4 protein-coding genes are annotated in these 22,173 nt (G+C 57.6%); all 4 read left to right on the top strand.

The annotated features are described in order from the left end of the window. Window positions 1–47 precede the first annotated feature (47 nt). The 4 genes from JOE49_RS02160 (at window position 48) to JOE49_RS02145 (ending at window position 22,023) form a co-directional block, all read left to right on the top strand. A complete protein-coding gene (locus tag JOE49_RS02160; RefSeq protein WP_209940498.1) occupies window positions 48–15,014 on the top strand; it encodes a non-ribosomal peptide synthetase in 14,967 nt (4,988 codons plus the stop codon). 154 nt (window positions 15,015–15,168) lie between these two features. Then, window positions 15,169–18,477, top strand: coding sequence for a non-ribosomal peptide synthetase (locus JOE49_RS02155; protein ID WP_209940497.1), 3,309 nt, complete (start codon window positions 15,169–15,171; stop codon window positions 18,475–18,477). Then, window positions 18,467–20,293 carry an ABC transporter ATP-binding protein gene (locus JOE49_RS02150; protein ID WP_209940496.1) on the top strand — a complete coding sequence of 609 codons (1,827 nt, stop codon included), beginning with the start codon at window positions 18,467–18,469 and terminating at the stop codon, window positions 20,291–20,293. The genes JOE49_RS02155 and JOE49_RS02150 overlap by 11 nt, the downstream gene beginning before the upstream one ends. Then, window positions 20,290–22,023: an ABC transporter ATP-binding protein gene (locus JOE49_RS02145; RefSeq protein WP_209940495.1), complete on the top strand. Its 1,734-nt coding sequence runs from the start codon at window positions 20,290–20,292 to the stop codon at window positions 22,021–22,023. The genes JOE49_RS02150 and JOE49_RS02145 overlap by 4 nt, the downstream gene beginning before the upstream one ends. The last annotated feature ends 150 nt before the right edge of the window (window positions 22,024–22,173 follow it).

The raw sequence follows: 22,173 nt of genomic DNA, 5'->3' as shown, positions 1-22,173 counted from the left end.
GGCAAGCGAAGCGGTGACCTGGCGAAAGCCATTGACATTGTTGTCACATGTTTGAAAAGGCGGGGAGCGAGGCTGAAGCGTTGCTGCGGCATATGCTCCGCCGGATTGCTTTTACCGATGAAGAGAGGGGAACGATCCAGATGGCTTTTGAAAAAGAAACGTTGTTTTGGAACGAAAAATTCGGTAGCGACGATTATACCTTGACGCCGCTGCCTTACAGCAAAGCTCCAAGCTCCCTGGCGCCCATTATGAAAACCGTGGGCGGTTCGCTTTCGGAAAAAGCGGCGCAGCGCGTCCTTCAAATGAGCAAGGGCGCTCCGCTGGCCGCTTTTATGATTTTGCTCGCCGGTGTTCAGTCACTCTTGCATAAATACACAGGCGCTTCTGACATTCTGGTCGGCATGCCGGTTGTACGGAAACCGACGGAGACGCGTCGATCCGTTAATCATACGGTCATTTTGAAAAACTCGCTTTCGGCGGGTGCGACTTTTAAAACGCTTCTGAGCGAGCTGAGGACTTCCTTGCCGGAAGCGATTCAGCATCAACATATTCCGTTCTTGAAAATGACGGAGAAGCTGGACCTGCAATATGCAGACGGTATACCCGTCATCCATACGCTAGTATCCCTTAAGGAGCTGCATCTGGACGAAATCGGGCAAAATGTGGTCACGGATTGTTCCTTTGAATTCAGCTTAACCGACGGGACGATACAGCTAGCGCTGTCATATAACGAGCACTTATATGACTCCGAGTTTATGACTCGGGTCGTCGGCCATCTGAATCGCCTGCTGGCCGTGGGGCTTCACGAGTTGGAGCTGGACATCGTGCGGGCGGACATGCTGTCGGAAGACGAGAAATTTCAATTGCTGCAAAGCTTTAACGATACCGAGAAGGACTATCCCCGTGATCGGACGATTCATCAGCTCGTGGAGGAGCAGGCGAAGCGGGTGCCCGAAGCGACGGCGGTTGTCTTTGAGGGTCGGCGGCTTTCGTACGCGGAGCTGAACGAACGGGCGAACCGGCTGGCGCGGACGTTGCGATCGGTCGGCGTGCTGCCCAATCAGCTGGTAGGCTTGATGGTCAGGAGATCGCTGGAGACGGTCGTTGGCATTCTGGCGGTTCTGAAAGCTGGCGGTGCCTACGTGCCGATCGACCCGGAATACCCGGAAGAACGCATCCGCTACATTCTGGAGAACTCGAATGCGCAGCTGCTGCTGACTCAACGGCACCTGCTGCAGCAGGTGCCGTTCGAAGGGACCGTGGTGGCGCTGGATGACGAGCAGGCCTACAGCGACGATGGCTCGAACCTGGAGCCGGCCAGCGGTCCGAACGATCTGGCTTATGTCATCTATACGTCAGGTACGACGGGCAATCCCAAAGGGGTCATGCTGGAGCATCGCGGTTTGGTCAGCTTGAAGCTGATGTTCGCGGACAGGCTGGGCATCACGGAGCATGACCGGATCGTTCAATTCGCCAGCCTGTCGTTCGACGCGTCCTGCTGGGAAGTGTTCAAAGCGCTCTATTTTGGCGCGGCTTTGTACATCCCGACGGCCGAGACGATTCTCGACAACCGCCTGTTCGAGAGTTATATGAACGAGCATGCGATTACGGCGGCGATTTTGCCTCCGACGTACAGTGCTTATTTGAACCCGGACCGCCTTCCCAGCTTAACGAAGCTCGTAACGGGAGGCTCGGCGGTATCGGCCGAATTCGTGCAGCAGTGGAAACGCAAGGTCCACTATTTCAATGCTTACGGCCCTACCGAAGCTTCGATTGTTACGACGCTTTGGGATGCGGATGAGGAGCAGCCGGAGGGCAGAGTCATTCCGATCGGGCGCCCGCTGGCCAATCACCGGATTTTTATTTTGGATGCCCACCTGCAGCTTGTGCCTCCGGGAGTGGACGGCGAGCTGTGCGTGGCAGGCGTGGGGCTTGCGAGAGGTTACCTGAACCATCCGGAGCTGACGGCAGAGAAGTTCGTGGAACATCCGTTTGCGCCGGGAGAACGCCTTTACCGGACGGGAGATCTCGCCCGCTGGCTGCCGGACGGAAATATTGAGTACTTGGGCCGGATCGACCATCAGGTGAAAATCCGTGGATTCCGGATCGAGATCGGCGAGATTGAAGAGCAGCTTCTGAAGATCGACTCCGTGCAGGAGACGATCGTAATCGCGCGGGAAGGCAAAAGCGGGCAAGAACTGTGCGCTTACCTGGTCGCGGGGCGCCCGCTTACGCTCGGCGAGCTAAGAAGCGCGCTGGCGCAAAAATTGCCGAATTACATGATTCCGGCGCATTTTGTTCAGCTTCCGCAGATGCCGCTCACGCCGAACGACAAAATCGACCGCAAGGCTTTGCCCGCTCCGGAAGGAAACGCGCTGACCGGCGGCGCGTACGTAGCTCCCCGCAATGAAGCCGAGCGGACGCTTGCCGATGTGTGGCAGGCGGTATTGAACGCTGATCGCGTTGGGGTAACGGATCATTTCTTCGAGCTGGGCGGAGACTCGATCAAGTCCATTCAAGTATCTTCGCGGCTTCATCAAGCCGGCTACAAGCTGGAAATCCGGGATTTGTTCAAATATCCGACTATTTCACAGCTCAGCCTGCATGTGAAACCGATCGGACGTACCATTGATCAGGGCGAAATAACGGGTGAAACGGCGCTGACGCCGATTCAGCATTGGTTTTTCGAGAGCTCCTTTGCGGACCCGCATCATTTCAACCAGTCGGTAATGCTGTACCGGAAGGAACGCTTCGACGAAGAGACGGTGCGTCAGGTGCTGCAAAAGCTGGCCGAGCATCATGACGCCTTGCGGATGGTGTTCCGCAAGACGGAAAAAGGGTTTAGCGCGCGGAACCGCGCGATTCAGGACGGCGGGCTGTTCACGCTGGACGTGTTCGACTTCAAGGATGCGGAGAATACCGCGCAGGCTGTGGAAGCGAAGACAACGGACATTCAAGCGGGCATCGATCTGGAGAACGGGCCCCTCGTGAAGGCGGGACTGTTCCGGTGCGCGGACGGCGATCATTTGCTGCTCGCGGTTCATCATGCCGTGGTGGACGGCGTGTCTTGGCGCATTTTGATGGAGGATTTCGCTCTGGGTTACGAGCAGGCCGGCAAAAGCGAGGAAATTCGTTTCTCGGCGAAAACGGATGCGTACCGCACTTGGTCCGAGCAGCTGGCCGCTTACGCGCAAAGCCCGGAGATGGCGAAGGAACGGGCCTATTGGCAGGCCGTGGAACAAATTGCGGTTCCGGCTGTGCCGAAGGATCTGGAGGCGGACGTTACGACGCAGCAGGACAGCGAATCGCTGTTCGTCCGTTTGACTCCCGAAGAAACGGAGCTGCTGCTGAAGCGGGTTCACCGGGCCTACAACACCGAAATGAACGATATTTTGGTAACGGCGCTCGGCATAGCCGTTCGCAAGTGGACGGGACACGAACGGGTGCGGATCAATCTCGAAGGACACGGACGCGAATCGATCGGAACGGATATCGACATCACGCGCACAGTCGGCTGGTTTACGACCAAGTTTCCGGTCGTCCTGGAGCCGGAAACCGACCGGGATTTGGCCTATCAGATTAAACAGGTCAAGGAAAGCTTGCGCCGCATTCCGAACAAGGGGCTTGGGTACGGCGTATGCCGCTATCTCTCCAAATCGGAGGATGGCTTTGTTTGGGGCGCAGAGCCGGAAATTAATTTTAACTACCTCGGCCAGTTCGACGATGATGTCAATCAGGACGAGATCGGCATATCTTCTTATTCCAGCGGCAGCCCGGCCAGCGACCGGCAGGCCCGCAGCTTTGTGCTGGATATCAACGGCATGGTGCTGGACGGCGCTTTATCGCTCGATCTCAGCTACAGCCGGAAGCAGTATCGCAAGGAAACGATGGAAGCCTTCGCTCAGCAGTTTGAGAAAAGTCTTCGAGAGCTCATTACCCACTGTGCAGGCAAAGAAAATACCGAATTGACACCGAGCGACGTGCAATTTAAAGGCTTGACCATCGCGGAATTGGAGCAAATCGCCCAGCGTTCGGGCCATGTCGGGGAAATCGAAAATATTTACTCGCTTACGCCGATGCAGAAGGGCATGTGGTTCCACAACGCGCTTGACCGGCAAACGGCCGCTTACTTCGAGCAGACGCGCTTTACGATGCGTGGAGCGCTCGACGTTCAGCTTTTTGAGAGGAGCTGGATGGAACTTGCGAAACGTCATCTGGTGCTGCGGGCAAATTTTGTGAAGGGACCGGCGGGCGAGCCGCTGCAAATCATATACCGCGACAAGCCGGTCGGCTTTGAATATGAAGAGTTGCTTCATTTGCAGGTGGACGAGAAACAAGCGTATTTGGATAAAAAGGCTGAGGATGACAAGCGTCGCGGCTTCGACATGGAATATGACGCGCTCGTTCGGGTTACGATCCTGCGCACCGAAGAGCAAAGCTATCATGTGCTGTGGAGTTTCCAGCATATTTTGATGGACGGCTGGTGCCTGGCGCAGCTGACGCAGGAGCTGTTTGAGATATACTCGGCCTTGACCTCCGGCACGCAGCCAGCGGGAGATAAGGGATCGGATTATGGCGCCTATATCGAATGGTTGGAGAAACAGGACGATCAGGCGGCATCCGGCTATTGGACGGCATTCCTGTCAGGTTATGAAGGGCAAACCGTACTCCCGGGACAAAAGGAAGCGGCGTCGAACGGCAGATTTACGGCAGATCACGTCACCGCCGAGCTGGGTAAGGACTTGAGCGAGCGGATGGACCGGGTGGCGAAACAGCGCCTGGTTACGGTCAATACGCTGCTGCAAGCCGCGTGGGGCGTGATGCTGCAAAAATATAACGGAACAAACGATGCCGTATTCGGCAGCGTCGTGGCCGGAAGACCGGTGGAAATCCCGGGCATCGAGTCCATGATCGGGCTGTTCATCAATACGGTGCCGGTCCGCGTCACGAGCGAAGCCGACACCGTGTTCGCCGATATGATGGCGAATCTCCAAGAGCGTGCGCTGGAGTCCGGGCGATATGATTACTATCCGCTGTATGAAATTCAAGCCCGCAGCGTGCAAAAGCAGAACCTGATCAACCATATCATCGCTTTCGAGAACTATCCGGTGGACGAGCAGATGGAGCAGGCGGGCGACCAGCAGCACGGCGACCTGACGATCGCTGACGTTCAGATGGAGGAGCAGACGAACTATAACTTCAACGTGACCGTGGTGCCGGGAGCCGAGATCGAAATTCGGTTCGACTTTAACGCCGAAGTGTTCGATAAAGACAGCATCGAGCGGCTCAAGGGGCATCTCGTCCATCTGCTGGAGCAAGTGACGGATAACCCGGAAATTACCGTGGGCGAGCTGGAACTAGTGACGGAAGCGGAAAAGGCCGACCTTCTCGGACGTTTTAACGACACCACCACGGAATTTCCGCGCGGGAAGACGCTCGTTCAATTGTTCGAAGAGCAGGCGGAGCTTTACCCGGACAACGTGGCCGCCGTCATGAACGAGCGGCAGCTGACCTACCGCGAGCTGAACGAGCGATCCAACCGCCTTGCGCGGAAGCTGCGGGAGACGGGAGTAGAAGCGGACCAGCTGGTAGCGATTCTGGCCGAACGCTCGCTCGATATGGTTGTCGGCATTCTGGCGATTCTCAAAGCGGGCGGAGCCTACGTGCCTGTCGATCCCGACTACCCGGAGGAGCGCATCCGCTTCATGATCGAGGATTCGGGCGCGCCGTTATTGCTAATTCAAAAGCATCTGCACGAGAAGACCAACTTCGCAGGAACGCGCCTCGAATTGGACGATTTCGTTTGGGGCGACAGAGGGGCGGACTCCGCCGATGCGCTGGACGCTTCGAACCTGGAGCCGATTTCCGGGCCGGGCAACCTGGCATATGTCATCTACACGTCGGGAACGACCGGCAGACCGAAAGGAACGCTGATCGAGCATAAGAACGTCGTGCGCCTCCTGTTCAACGACAAGAACCTGTTTGACTTCGGGCCATCCGACACGTGGACGCTGTTCCACTCGTTCTGCTTCGATTTCTCCGTCTGGGAAATGTACGGAGCGCTGCTGTATGGAGGCAAGCTGGTCATCGTACCGCCACTCACGGCGAAAAATCCGGCCGATTTCCTGGCGCTGCTGGGCCGCGAACAGGTTACCATTTTGAACCAGACACCAACGTACTTCTACCAGCTGCTGCGTGAGGTCTTGACGGATCATCCATACGATTTGCGGATTCGCAATGTGATCTTTGGGGGCGAAGCGCTGAGTCCGCTGCTGCTCAAGGGCTTCAAGACGAAGTACCCGGAGACGAAGCTGATCAATATGTACGGCATTACCGAGACGACGGTTCACGTGACGTATAAGGAAATAACGTGGGTCGAAATGGAGGCGGCGAAGAGCAATATCGGCAAGCCGATCCCGACGCTGAGGGTGTACGTCCTGGATGAAAACCGCCGCCCAGTGCCGATCGGCGTAGCGGGCGAAATGTACGTGGCCGGGGAAGGCCTTGCGAGAGGATACCTGAACCGTCCGGATCTGACGGCGGAGAAGTTCGTCGATTCCCCGTTTGCGGAGGGGGAGAAACTGTACCGCTCGGGCGACTTGGCGGCTTGGCTGCCGGACGGCAACATCGAATACCTGGGCCGGATCGACCACCAGGTCAAAATCCGCGGGTACCGGATCGAACTGGACGAAATCGAGACGCAGCTGCTGAACGTCGAGGGCGTGGAAGAAGCGGTGGTGCTTGCCCGTCAGGACGGCGGGGGCGAGAAGGCGCTTGTCGCCTACTTTGTGGCGGACCGGACACTGACGGTCAGCGAAATGAGAACCTCGCTGGCCCAGGGAATGCCGGGGTACATGATCCCGTCGTACTTCGTGCAGTTGGAGCGTATGCCGCTGACGACCAACGGCAAAGTGGACCGCAAAGCGCTGCCGGAGCCGCAAGGCGGCATACAAACGGGCGTCGAATACGTAGCGCCGCGTAACCGGACGGAGTCCCAGCTTGTGAAGATCTGGGAGGAAGTGCTGGGCTACTCTGGCATTGGAGTCCTGGACAATTTCTTCGAGCTCGGAGGTCACTCCTTGCGGGCGACGAACCTTGTCAGCAAGATTCAGAAGGAAATGAACGTCGAGCTGCCTCTGCGCGACGTATTCCGCTACTCGACGATCGAAGAGATGGCTCTTGCCATCTCCCGGATCGGAGAGCAGTCGTTCTCGTCGATTCCGCTGACAGGCGCAAGAGCATATTATCCGCTTTCCTCAGTTCAGAAGCGGCTGTTTATCCTGAATCAGCTGGAAGGGGCCGATCAGAGCTACAACATGCCGAGCGTGCTGCTGCTGGAAGGATCGATTGACCGGAGCCTGCTGGAGAAGGCTTTCCGCGGACTGATCGCACGGCACGAAACACTGCGAACCAGCTTTGAGATCGTACAAGGCGAAGCAATACAGCGCATTTACGAGAGCGTCGACTTTGCCGTCGAGTACCGTCATGCGAGCGAGGAAGAAGCGCCTGAAGTCGTGCAGGACTTTATCCGGCCTTTCGACTTGGCGAAGCCTCCGCTGCTGCGGGCGGAGCTCGTAGAGCTGGCAGCCGAACGTTATTTGCTGATGTTCGACATGCACCATATCGTCTCCGACGGGGTTTCGATGGACGTGTTAGTCGAGGAACTCGTTCGTCTGTACGGCGGCGAATCATTAGAGCCTTTGCGCATTCAATACAAGGACTATGCGGTATGGCAGCAGTCGGACGAGCAAAAAGTGCAGTTGAAACGCGAGGAAGCTTACTGGCTGGACCGTTACCGGGGCGAGCTGCCGGTTCTGGAAATGCCGACGGACTATCCGCGTCCTGCCGTGCAGAGCTTTGAGGGACAAACGCTGACGTCCTTCGTGGACGAGGCAACGAACGAAGGCTTGAAGCAGCTGGCCGCTCAAAGAGGAACGACGCTGTATATGGTGCTGCTTGCGGCATATACCGTGCTTTTGCATAAATACACAGGTCAGGACGATTTGATCGTCGGAACGTCGATTGCGGGCAGAACGCACGGAGACACGCAGCCTTTGATCGGAATGTTCGTCAATACGCTGGCGCTCCGCAATTATCCGGCTTCGGAGAAGACCTTCCTGTCGTATTTGGAAGAAGTGAAAGAAACGACCTTAGGCGCTTACGAGCATCAGAATTATCCGTTCGAAGAGCTCGTTGATAAAGTGCAGGTCAGCCGGGATTTGAGCCGCAACCCGCTGTTTGACACGATGTTCTCCCTGCAAAACTTGGAGGATAAAGAGTTTGAGCTGGAAGGGCTGAAATTGTCCCCGTACCCTAGCGAATACGGCACGGCCAAGTTCGACCTGAGTGTGGATGTTACGGAAGAAAACGGCGGCCTGGAGTGCAGCTTTGAATTCGCAACGGCTCTTTATAAAGAAAGCACGATCCGGCGGCTGTCGACTCATTTCGGACATTTGCTTGCGGCGATCGTAAGCCGTCCGGATGCGAAGATTGCCGAGCTGAACTTGTTGACGGAAGAGGAAAAAGAGCAAATTCTCGGCGCGTTTAACCCGGCGCAGCCGGAAGCGGCTCCTGTGGCAGCGTTCCACCGGCTGTTCGAGGAACAGGCGGAGCGCACGCCGGAAGAGGCGGCCGTCGTGTACGAGAACGAGCGGCTGACGTATGCGGAGCTGAACGAGCGGGCGAACCGCTTGGCGGCCACGCTGCGCGCAAGCGGCATCGGCCGGGAGACGATCGTCGGCATTCTCGCCGAGCGTTCGGTGAACTTGCTGGTGGCCGTGCTGGCCGTCTGGAAAGCGGGTGGGGCGTATGTGCCGCTCGACCCGGATTATCCGGCGGACCGCGTGCGGTTCATGCTTGAAGACAGCGGAACGAAGGTACTGCTGACGCAAACGCCGCTGCGAGAGCGTGCCGAAGCCTGGCTCGGCGAAGAGGAGCTGGCGCTGGCGGCGGTGCTGTACCTCGACGACGAAGCGTCGTACAGCGAGGAGCGGGCGAATGCGCCGATTGGCTCCGGCATGGTCTCCGGCAAGCTGACGGATGCTGTGGACGACGGCGGTGAGAGCCATCAGAATGTTGGCACCGACAGCTTCCATGAAGCCCGTCCAGAGGACCTGGCGTACGTGATCTATACGTCGGGAACGACGGGCAAGCCGAAGGGCGTGATGATCGAGCACCGCAGCCTGGTGAACACGGCGGCGGGCTACCGGCGGGAATACCGGTTGAATCAGTTCCCGGTGCGGCTGCTGCAGCTCGCAAGCTTCTCGTTCGACGTGTTCGTGGGAGATATCGCGCGGACGCTGTACAACGGAGGCACGATGGTGATTGTGCCGAAGGACGACCGGATCGATCCGTCTCGTCTGCACCACTGGATGGAGCGGGAGCGGGTCACCATCTTCGAATCGACGCCGGCGCTGATCGTGCCGTTCCTGGAGTACGTGCACGAGCAGCAACTGGATATGAGCGGGATGGAGCTGTTGATCACGAGCTCGGACAGCTGCAGCGTGGCGGATTACCGGACCTTGCAGGAACGCTTCGGCTCGTTGTTCCGGATCATCAACGCATACGGCGTGACAGAAGCGGCGATCGACTCCAGCTTCTACGACGAGGAGCTGGCGAAGCTGCCGCAGACAGGCCATGTGCCGATCGGCAAAGCGTGGCTGAATGCGAAATTCTACATCGTGGACGCGCATCTGAACCCGGTGCCGGTCGGGGTGCTGGGCGAGCTGGTCATCGGCGGAGTCGGAGTGGCGCGCGGGTACTTGAACCGTCCGGAGCTGACGGAAGAGAAGTTCGTAGACAGCCCATTCGCCGCGGGCGAGCGGCTGTACCGCACAGGAGACTTGGCGCGGTGGATGGAAGACGGCAACGTGGACTTCATCGGCCGGATCGACAACCAGGCGAAAATCCGGGGTTACCGGATCGAGACGGGCGAGATCGAGTCGCAGCTGCTGCGGGTGGAAGGCGTGCGCGAAGCGGTGGTGCTGGTTCGAAGTGACGCGAACGGGCAGAAGGCGCTATGCGCGTATTACACGCCGGATACCGGAGCGGAGCTGGCGGTGAACGATTTGCGCAGCGCGCTGGCGCAGGAGCTGCCGGGCTACATGATCCCGTCGTACTTCGTGGAGCTGGAGCGCCTGCCTCTGACGCCGAACGGAAAGATTGACCGGAAGGCGCTGCCGGCGCCGGAAGGGGAAGCGGGAAGCGGAACGGAGTACGTCGCACCGCGCAATGAGCTGGAAACGAAGCTGGCGGCGATTTGGCAGGAGGTGCTGGGGCTTGCGAAGGAGATTGGCGTTCACGACAACTTCTTCGACATCGGCGGCCACTCCCTGCGGGCGACGACGCTGGTCAGCAAGATTCATAAAGAGTTGAACGTGGATCTGCCGCTGCGTGACGTGTTCCGCCATTCCATGATCGAGAGCATGGCATCCGTCATTTCCCGGCTGGATGAGCAGACATTCGTTGCCATTCCGGTGGCGGATGACCGGGAGGTGTACCCGCAATCTTTTGCTCAAAAACGTCTCTTTATCCTGAATCAACTGGAAGGCGCGGAGCTTAGCTACAACATGCCGGAAGCGATGCTGCTGGAGGGTGCTTTGGATCGGACAAGGTTCGAAGAAGCGTTCCGTAAGCTCGTGGCGCGGCATGAAATGCTGCGCACCGGGTTCGAAATGGTGGATGGCGAAGCATCGCAGCGGTTATACCATGACGTGAATTTTGCTGTGGAGTTCTATCGAGTGGATGAGCAAGAGGCCGAAGAGACGGTTCGCCGTTTCGTCCGTCCGTTTGACTTGGCGAAGCCTCCGCTGCTGAGGGTAGGCCTTGTCGAGCTGGCTCCGGAACGCCATATTCTAATGTACGACATGCATCATATTATTTCCGACGGCGTCTCGATGGAAATCTTTGTTGAAGAATTCGTCCGCTTGTACGGCGGCGAGCAATTGGAGCCTCTGCGCGTTCAGTACAAAGACTACACCGTTTGGCAGCATTCGCAGGAGCAGAAGGAACGGCTTCAGCGTCAGGAGGCGTACTGGCTGGACATGTTCCAAGGCGAGCTTCCGGTGCTGGAAATGCCGACCGACTATCCGCGTCCGGCCGTGCAGAGCTACGAAGGCCAAACGCTGGAGTTTTTCTTCGACGCTTCGAAAACCGACGGCCTGAAGCAGCTGGCCTCGGAAACGGGCACAACGCTGTTTATGGTGCTGCTTGCGGCGTATAACGTCCTTCTGCATAAATATTCAGGTCAGGAAGACGTGATCGTCGGTACGCCGATTGCCGGAAGGAATCATGGGGATGTGCAGCCGTTGATCGGGATTTTCTTAAACACGCTGGCTATCCGCAGTTATCCGGCTTCGGAGAAGACATTCCTGTCATACCTGAACGAAGTCAAAGAAACGACCCTCCACGCCTTCGAGCATCAAAACTATCCGTTCGAAGAATTGGTGGACAAGGTGCAAGTCACCCGTGATTTAAGCCGCAATCCGCTCTTCGACACGCTGTTTACGATGCAGAATATTGAGAACGAGGAATTTGAGCTGGAAGGGCTTCGCCTGATTCCTTATCCGAGCGCACTGGATACCGCGAAGTTTGATATCAGCTTGGATGTGGGCGAGGAGAACGGCGGCTTGGATTACAGCTTCGAATATGCGACGGCTCTCTACAAAAGGGAGACGATCGAACGGCTGGCGAAACATTACGAGCAGCTGCTCGTAACGATCGTAAGCCGTCCAGATGCGAAGATCGCCGAGCTGAACTTGCTGACGGCAGAGGAAAAAGAACAAATTCTCGGCGCGTTCAACCCAGCGCAGCCGGAAGTGGCTCCTGTGGCCGCGTTCCACCGGCTGTTCGAGGAACAGGCGGAGCGCACGCCGGAAGCGGAGGCCGTCGTGTACGAGAACGACCGGCTTACGTATGCGGAGCTGAACGAGCGGGCGAACCGTTTGGCGGCCACGCTGCGCGCAAGCGGCATCGGCCGGGAGACGATCGTCGGCATTCTCGCCGAGCGTTCGGTGGACTTGCTGGTGGCCGTGCTGGCCGTCTGGAAAGCGGGCGGGGCGTATGTGCCGCTCGACCCGGATTATCCGGCAGACCGCGTGCGGTTCATGCTTGAAGACAGCGGAGCGAAGGTGCTGCTGACGCAAACGGCGCTGCGAGAGCGTGCCGAAGCATGGCTCGGCGAAGAGGAGCTGGCGCTGGCGGCGGTGCTGTACCTCGACGACGAAGCGTCGTACAGCGACGAGCGGGCGAATGCGCCGCTGGAAGCGGATGATCACTTGCACGAATGCCGTCCGGAGGACCTGGCGTACGTGATCTACACGTCGGGAACGACGGGCAAGCCGAAGGGCGTGATGATCGAGCACCGCAGCCTGGTGAACACGGCGGCGGGCTACCGGCGGGAATACCGGTTGGATCAGTTCCCTGTGCGGCTGCTGCAGCTCGCAAGCTTCTCGTTTGACGTGTTCGTGGGAGACATCGCCCGGACGCTGTATAACGGAGGCACGATGGTGATTGTGCCGAAGGACGACCGGATCGATCCGTCTCGTCTGCACCACTGGATGGAGCGGGAGCGGGTCACCATCTTCGAATCGACGCCGGCGCTGATCGTGCCGTTCCTGGAGTACGTGCACGATCAGCGGCTGGATATGAGCTGGATGGAGCTGTTGATCACGAGCTCGGACAGCTGCAGCGTGGCGGATTACCGGACCTTGCAGGAACGCTTCGGCTCGTTGTTCCGGATCATCAACGCATACGGCGTGACGGAAGCGGCGATCGACTCAAGCTTCTACGACGAGCCGCTGACGAAGCTGCCGCAGACAGGCCATGTGCCGATTGGCAAAGCGTGGCTGAATGCGAAATTCTACATCGTGGATGCGCATCTGAATCCGGTGCCGGTCGGGGTGCTGGGCGAGCTGGTCATCGGCGGAGTCGGGGTAGCGCGCGGGTACTTGAACCGTCCGGAGCTGACAGAAGAGAAGTTCGTAGACAGCCCGTTCGCCGCGGGCGAGCGGCTGTACCGCACAGGAGACTTGGCGCGGTGGATGGAAGACGGCAACGTGGACTTCATCGGCCGGATCGACACCCAGGCGAAAATCCGGGGCTACCGGATCGAGACGGGCGAGATCGAGTCGCAGCTGCTGCGGGTGGAAGGCGTGCACGAAGCGGTGGTGCTGGTTCGAAGTGACGCGAACGGGCAGAAGGCGCTATGCGCGTATTACACGCCGGATACCGGAGCGGAGCTGGCAGTGAACGATCTGCGCGGCGCGCTGGCGCAGGAGCTGCCGGGCTACATGATCCCGTCGTACTTCGTGGAGCTGGAGCGCCTGCCTCTGACGCCGAACGGAAAGATTGACCGGAAGGCACTTCCAGCGCCGGAAGGGGAAGCGGGAAGCGGAACGGAGTACGTCGCACCGCGCAATGAGCTGGAAACGAAGCTGGCGGCGATTTGGCAGGAGGTGCTGGGGCTTGGGAAGGAGATTGGCGTTCACGACAACTTCTTTGACATCGGCGGCCACTCCCTGCGAGCGACGACGCTGGCGGGCAAGGTATTTAAGGAATTAAACGTCAACCTGCCGCTGCGCGACGTATTCCGTCACTCGACGATTGCGGCGATGGCCGAGGCGATCGCCCGGATGGAACGGCGGGAGCATGAGGCCATTCCTCAAGCGGAGGAGAGAGAGTACTACCCTCTGTCCTCCGCGCAGAAACGGCTGTTCATTCAGCACACGCTGGATGGAGCGGATCAGCTTTACAACATGCCGGAGCTGGTGCAGGTGGAAGGCGAGTTTGATTTAGACCGGTTGGAAGCCGCCTTGCGGAAATTGATAACACGGCATGAATCGCTGCGCACCGGTTTTGAAATCGTGAAGGGCGAAGCGGTTCAGCGGATTTACCCGCAGGTCGATTTTGCTATCGAGCATCATCAAGCGGATAAAGAAGATGCGGCTCAAATCGAGCAGATCGTCCGCAGCTTCGTTCGTCCGTTTGATCTCGGCAAGCCGCCGCTGCTGCGAGCCGGGGTCATCGAGCTGGAGTCGAACCTGCATATTCTCCTTTTCGACATGCACCATATGGTGTCCGACGGCGTATCGATGGCGATTGTGATCGATGAGTTCTCAAGTTTCTACGCCGGGGAAGAACTGCCGCCACTGCGCATTCAATACAAGGATTATGCCGTTTGGCAGCAGTCGAAGGCTCACCGAGAGCGGATCGGGCGGCAGGAAGCGTACTGGCTGCAAACCTTCGAAGGCGAGCTGCCGACGGCGGACCTGCCGATTGACTACGAACGGTCCGCGACTCGCAGCTACGAAGGCGCGCATCTGGAGTTCGACGTCGAAGCTTCTCTCTCTGCGCGGCTGCGCGAATTGGCGGCCGAGCGTGAAAGCACGCTGTTCATGGTGCTGCTTGCGGCTTATACCGTGCTGCTGTCCAAGTACAGCGGGCAGGAGGACTTGGTCGTGGGCACCCCGGTGGCGGGAAGAACGAACGCCGATTTGGAACCGGTCATCGGGATGTTTGTCAATACGCTGGCGATCCGCAATCGTCCGTCGGACGACAAAACGTTCTTGTCCTACCTGGAAGAAGTGAAGGAAACGGCTTTGGGTGCTTTCGAGAACCAGGATTATCCATTGGAGGAGCTCGTGGAGCGTTTGAATGTGAAGCGGGAGCCGGGCCGCTTCCCGCTGTTCGATGCCGTTTTCGACTTGCAAAATATCGAAGAACGAGACGCCGAGCTGGAAGGGGTCAGCCTGAAGACTTACGAGCTTGACCATTTGGAAGAAGCGAAGTTCGATCTGACGCTATTTATGTATGAAAACAACGGGGCGCTGAGCGGGGGCTTCTTCTACGCCACCAAGCTGTTCAAAGAAGCGATGATCCGCACCTTGACCGAGGATTACCTGCGGGTACTGTCTCAAATTGCGGAAAATCCACAACTCGAGCTAAGCCGGATTGAATGTCATAAACCGGCGGCAGGCGCAAAGAGTGCCGTCGATACGATCGAATTCGCGTTCTAATCCTACAAGCGCGCCTCCGCCGTCAAGCGAAAGCGGCGCGCATCCCAAGGAAGACGGCGAACAACGTCCAAGCCCGTAAACGCGCAGGCCAAAAGCAAGCTTTTTCGGACCTGCGCCGGGGCATGCGGTCACTTCATTTTTAGGGGAGGTACAAATGAAATCTTTGTTTGAAAAGGAAGAACGGTACTGGAGCGGCAAGTTTGACGCCGATGACAGCCTGAGCTTCCTTCCCTATAGTCAATCCTCCAAATTATCCGCCGACGGGGAAGCTGCGGCCGAGCCGGGCTTGCTTCACCGTACTCTGCCGAGCGAACTCTCGGAGAGAATCATTTGCCTCGCCAACGGTTCGGATTTGGCTTTGTACATGATTGTTTTGGCAGGAGTAAAAAGCCTGCTGTTCAAATATACCGGGCGGGACCAAGTGCTGGTCGGCATGCCTTCTTATAGCGCAGACCTCGACGGGACTCCGCCGCCGCATGACATCTTGGTGATCAAGACGTCCGTAAGCCGCCAGACTACGCTGAAAACGCTGCTCGGGGGCATCAAGGCCTCCATCGGCGAGGCGCTGGAGCATCAGCACCTGCCTTTTCGAAAAATGGTGGAGCCGCTCCATCTGGACTATACGGGGGACGGCCTCCCGGTCGTCAACACCGTCGCATCCTTCGCCCCGATTCATCCGGGACCGCTGGGTAACCGGGTGGCAGCCGATACGGTTTTTCGCTTCGACCGCCAAAACCACTCCATCGAGCTGGAATTAAGCTTTGACGGGCAGCGGTACGAGCGGGCATTTGTGGAACAGGCGACCGACCATCTTGTTCGGCTGCTGTCCGTGCTTTTATTTCAGCCGGATCTAGAGCTCGGACAAGCCGATGTGCTGTCCCCAGACGAGAGGGAGACGCTGCTGAAGCGATTTAATGACACCGAAACCGAGTTCGAGCGGGGGAAAACGATCTACGGCTTGTTCGAAGAACAGGCGGAGCTTTACCCGGACAACGTGGCCGCCGTCATGAACGAGCGGCAGCTGACCTACCGCGAGCTGAACGAGCGATCCAACCGCCTTGCGCGGAAGCTTCGGGAGACGGGAGTAGAAGCGGACCAGCTGGTAGCGATTCTGGCCGAACGCTCGCTCGATATGGTCGTCGGCATTTTGGCGATTCTCAAAGCGGGCGGAGCCTACGTGCCTGTCGATCCCGACTACCCGGAGGAGCGCATCCGCTTCATGATCGAGGATTCGGGCGCGCCGTTATTGCTGATTCAAAAGCATCTGCACGAGAAGACCGACTTCGTAGGAACGCGCCTCGAATTGGACGATTTCGTTTGGGGCGACAGAGGGGCGGACTCCGCCGATGCGCTGGACGCTTCGAACCTGGAGCCGATTTCCGGGCCGGGCAACCTGGCATATGTCATCTACACGTCGGGAACGACCGGCAGACCGAAAGGAACGTTGATCGAGCATAAGAACGTCGTGCGGCTCCTGTTCAACGACAAGAACCTGTTCGACTACGGGCCGTCCGACACGTGGACGCTGTTCCACTCGTTCTGCTTCGATTTCTCCGTCTGGGAAATGTACGGAGCGCTGCTGTACGGAGGCAAGCTGGTCATCGTACCGCCGCTCACGGCGAAAAATCCGGCTGATTTCCTGGCGCTGCTGGGCCGCGAACAGGTCACGATTTTGAACCAGACGCCAACGTACTTCTACCAGCTGCTGCGTAAGGTCTTGGCGGATCATCCATACGATCTGCGGATTCGCAACGTCATCTTCGGGGGCGAAGCGCTGAGTCCGCTGCTGCTCAAGGGCTTCAAGACGAAGTACCCGGAGACGAAGCTGATCAATATGTACGGCATTACCGAGACGACGGTTCACGTGACGTATAAGGAAATAACGTGGGTCGAAATGGAGGCGGCGAAGAGCAATATCGGCAAGCCGATCCCGACGCTGAGGGTGTACGTCCTGGATGAAAACCGCCGCCCAGTGCCGATCGGCGTAGCGGGCGAAATGTACGTGGCCGGGGAAGGCCTTGCAAGAGGATACCTGAACCGTCCGGATCTGACGGCGGAGAAGTTCGTCGATTCCCCGTTTGCGGAGGGGGAGAAACTGTACCGCTCGGGCGACTTGGCGGCTTGGCTGCCGGACGGCAACATCGAATACCTGGGCCGGATCGATCATCAGGTGAAAATCCGCGGGTACCGGATCGAGCTGGACGAAATCGAGACGCAGCTGCTGAAGATCGCCGCCGTGCAAGAAGCCAAGGTGCTCGACCGCGACGACGCGAACGGCCAAAAGCAGCTTGTCGCTTACTACGTCGCGGAAACGAGGCTGGCGGCGCATGAACTCAAGGAGGAGCTCGCCAAGCAGCTTCCGGGGTATATGATTCCTTCGCACCTCGTGCAGCTTTCGCGGATGCCGCTGACCCCGAACGGGAAAATCGACCGCAAAGCGCTGCCCGCGCCGGAGGAAGCCGCGGCCGGAGGAGCGGAATATGTCGCGCCGAGAACGCTGCTCGAAATGAAGATCGCCCGCGTCTGGCAGGATACGCTTGGCGTTCCGCAGGTCGGTGTAAAGGATAACTTTTTTGAGTTGGGTGGCAATTCGTTAAGTCTGATGAGGCTCGTTCAAGCCGTTTACGATGAAACGGGCATTGAGATACCGCTGAACCGCCAATTCCATAATGTAACAGTTGAAGCCATGGCTTTCGGAGAGGGGGATCTGGGCCTGGATAAAGGGGGAGACTCCTTCATTAAGCTGAATAAAGCAGGAGATCTGAACGTGTTCTGCTTCCCTCCGGGCAGCGGCTTCGGCATCGGTTACCGAGAGCTCGCAAGCAGGCTCGACGGCCGGTTTGTGCTCTACGGCATTGATTTTATCGACGATGCCGCCGATTACGAGGCCATGCTGAACCGTTATGTGGACGAGATCGTCAGCATCCAGCCGGAAGGACCTTACGTGCTGCTCGGCTACTGCTTCGGAGGCAACCTGACGTTCGAGGTAGCCAAAACGATGGAGAAAAGAGGGTATTCCGTAACGGACGTGCTCATGGTGGACTCGTGGATTAAGGACACGCTGACGCCTTCCGAAACGTCGGAGAAAGAGCTTGAAGAAACGCTTGCCGATTTCGACGAAGAAGAGAAGGAATTAATGAGCAACCCGCTCGTGCGGGAGCGGGTTCACCGGAAGGTCAAAGCGACCTTGGCGTACGAAGCGCAGCTTATTAATTCTGGCACGATCCCGGCCCGGATTTACGAACTGATTGCGAAGGACAGCGAAGCGTTCCGCCTGGAGCACCAATTGCCGTCCTGGCGGGGGGCAACGACGCAAGCTTACGCCGATTACCGGCTGGAGGGCGCGCACGAGGAATTGCTGGAACTCGCGCGCGTGGACGAAACAGCCGTTGTCATCCGGGACATCTTAGAGCAAGTCAAGCGGCAGATCGAAGCGGAGGCCGGGGTACTGCATGGAAGCTGACCGGCAGCCGTCTGTTCAAGAACAAGGCACAGCGGCGCCTTCCAAGCGCCAAACCGCTTACGCCGCCTGGAAAGCGTTCCGCTGGCTGATGTCCTATGTAAGCCGTCACAAAGGCTGGATGATCGTCGGTACCTTGTCCGCAATTGCCGCCGCCGTTATTGAGATATGGACGGGAAGTTTGATCGAGCAGCTGACCACCCAGGCCGAGAAGGGGGCGGGGCCAATCGTTCTGCAAATCGTGTACACGGTCTTTGTGGTCATCTTGATCGGTGTGCCGGCGAAGTTTTTCATGAGCTTCGGCGTGGAGCGAAGCAGCGCCTCTGCGGTGCAGGATATCCGCAACCATGTCATGCGTCATATCGGCAAACTCCCGGTCTCCTATTTGGAAAAGCAGCACTCCGGCGACGTGTTGTCGCGGATCAACAACGACCTGCAGCTCATCCAGCAGTTTATGATTCGGGACCTTGCCCAGTGGTTTTATCATCCGCTATTGTTCATCGGATGTTTCGCTTATTTGATCTACCTCCAATGGGAGATGATGCTGTACAGCCTGCTGTTATTTCCCGTAGCGCTGCTGGTTTCCCAATGGATCGGCAAGCAGTTGGAGCGGTTGACGGAGGAAGCCCAGGCGAACATGGGCCGAATGAACGTCAACCTCCAAGATACGCTTGGGGGTATGCCTATTGTAAAAAGCTACCTGCTATCCGGCATGTTATCTCGCTCCTACCAAGTGCTGCTGCAATTGACGGCCCAAAAAAAGCTGGCCGTGAAAAAGCGGGAAGCCTGGGTCAACCCGCTGCTTTCCACGCTGATGATCAGCCCGATCATCTTCGCCGTCAGTTACGGAAGCTATTTGATCTACAACGGGCAGCTAGGCGCGGGAGAGCTGATCGCCTTCCTGTACTTGCTGAATCTGTGTCTGGAGCCTCTGGAGCACATTCCCGAGCTCATCACGCGGACGTTTGAAATGTCCGGTGCTCTGAGAAGGGTCTCCGAAATCGTCGAGCAGCCGACCGAAACGGAAAATGGCCGTTCGCTTCCGAAAGCGAGCGCCGCCCCTATCGAGTTTCAGAACGTAACCTTCGGGTATGAGGAGAGCTCCCCGATTCTGCGGAATGTTAGCTTCTCGGTGCCGGAAGGGAAGACGATCGCGCTTGTCGGAGCGAGCGGCGGAGGGAAGAGCACGGTGTTTAAGCTTGTATGCGGCTTTTATCCGCTTCCGGAGGACCAGGGCGAGATCCGCGTGTTCGGCAGCCTGATCCACGGCGCCGATCCGGAGCAGCTTCGGTCGCATTTTTCCGTGGTAACCCAGGATTCATATTTGTTTAGCGGCACGATCGCTGAAAATATCGGCTACGGGCGGGAAGTAGCGTCGATGGACGAGATTATCGAAGCCGCCAAAGCAGCTCAGGCGCATTCCTTCATTATGCAGCTTGAGGGCGGCTACCAGACGTATGTCGGAGAGCGCGGAGGCTTTTTGTCCGGCGGGCAGCGCCAGCGCATTGCAATGGCCCGGGCTTTTCTGAAGGTTGCTCCCGTTATGCTGCTGGACGAGCCAACTTCGGCTCTTGATCCGGAGTCGGAAAGCGCGGTTCAGAAAGCGCTGGGCGTATTGATGAAGCAGAGAACGACGATGGTTATTGCCCACCGGCTTTCTACAGTACAAAACGCCGACGAAATTTGGGTCATGGAACAGGGGAGTATTGTTGAAAAGGGCACTCATGAACAATTGCTGAAGATGAAGGGACTGTACGCCCAGTCGTACTATCAGGAATTTACCGAGTCTGCCGAACGCAGGGAGGTGGCGTACACATGAAAAAGGGCGGATGGCTCTCGCAAGTGAAAGAACTCGGCTACTTGCTGATGTTTATGAACCGCAAGCGCAAAACCCAGTACGCCATTGGCCTGGCCGTGACGGCGCTCACCCAGACATTGTTCCTGATCGCCTTCAGTTTGGTCGTACATAACTTGGTTGATTTCGCCGTGTCCCGAGATACGTCCCTGATGGTCGAAGCCTTTATTATTTTGGGCGCGGCCCTGTTCCTGGAAAATATAATTTCTCCCTGGTTCATTTACTTATACCAGCGCAGTGTCGAGCTGACTGTGCTGAATATCCGCGAACGTCTTTATGACAAGCTGTGCCGGGTGCGGCCGAGATTCCTGGAGCAGACCCACCATGGGGATTTGCTGTCACGGGTGAACAACGACGTAACGACCGTTGAGTTTACATTCTCGCAGGTTTACTTCGTTTTGCTGCTTCAGGTTGTCTTTTGCATCGGCTCCATTGTCTCTATGGTGTTGATCGATTGGCGGTTTGCCGGCGTATCCTTCGTCATTCTGCTGCTGTCCTCCGTGGTCAGCCTGAAATTTGCGCGGGATATTCGCGTCTTGTCCGAACAAGGCTTGCAAACGCTTGGTAAAATGACCGAAAAATTCAAAGATTTTATGGGCGGCATTCAAATTGTGAAGCTGTTCCGCATCCGCACGATTTACGGCCAGTATGAGGCGTTGAACGAACAAATGACGCAGACGCTTCGGCAAACCGCGCAGAAGAATGGCATGCAGGCTGCGGTGAACCATTTTATCAGTTACGTCACGTTCTGCGGCATTATCGTCATCGGCAGTCTTCTTTATGCCTACGGACTGATGGGAATGGGAAGCGTTGCCGCCCTGGCGGTTCTGCAAGTGAATCTGACGCACGCCTTGTTGAACTTGGGGATGGTTCTGTCGATGACCCAAAATTCGCTCGCAGGCGCTCACCGGATTCAAGAGGTACTAAGAGAGGAAGAGGAACCGGAGAGTTTGGGATCTCCTCACAGCGAGCTCGTGTCGGAGGCTGCGGTGGAGTTTCGCGATGTGGAATTTTCCTATCAGGCGGATAAAAAGGTGCTTGTCGACATGTCCATGCAGGTGTTTCCCGGCCAGGTCGCCGCTATCGTGGGGGCCAGCGGCAGCGGCAAAAGTACGCTGATCAAGCTGCTGCTCGGCTTTTATCCTGTGGACAGCGGAGAAATCCTGCTCCAAGGCAAACCGTTCGGCCATTACACGCTGGACGAAATCCGCAGGCAGATTGCATACGTTCCGCAGGAGCCGTTCTTGTTTACCGGCACGATTGAGGAAAACATCCGCTACGGCAACCCGGATGCAACGGATGAAGAAGTGATCGAAGCGGCCAAAGCGGCATACGCTCACCATTTCATTCAGGAACTTCCTGAACAGTATAAAACGCCGGCGGGAGAGAGAGGAGCGTCGTTGTCGGGCGGACAAAGGCAGCGAATTGCGATCGCCCGGGCGATTCTCAAAAACGCCCCGATTCTGCTGCTGGACGAAGCGACTTCCGCGCTGGATAACGAATCCCAGCATTGGGTACAGCAGGCCCTGAACGTGTTGATGAAGGGGCGCACCACCATTCTGATCGCCCACCGTCTCAGCACCGTGGAACATGCGGATTTGATTACCGTCATGAACCAAGGGACGGTCGTCGAGCGGGGCCGCCATCAGGACCTGCTGGCGCTCGGGGGTTATTACGCCCGGCTGTACGGCTAGACCCGCTTTACGGCGGGCGGCTTCCTGCTTGCGAATGCGACAGAGTCTTTTAGTAATCCAAGGTATGACTTTATAACCGGTAGTTACCAGAAAACGCAGACACGAAAAAGGGGACAGAGTCCGAAGGAGCCGTTCCGGGAATGGCCGCGC

Source organism: Paenibacillus sp. PvR133 (genome assembly GCF_017833155.1).
Lineage (GTDB): Bacteria > Bacillota > Bacilli > Paenibacillales > Paenibacillaceae > Paenibacillus > Paenibacillus polymyxa_B.
The sequence above is the reverse complement of the archived record's forward strand: the minus strand, read 5'-3'. Positions and strand labels throughout refer to the sequence as shown.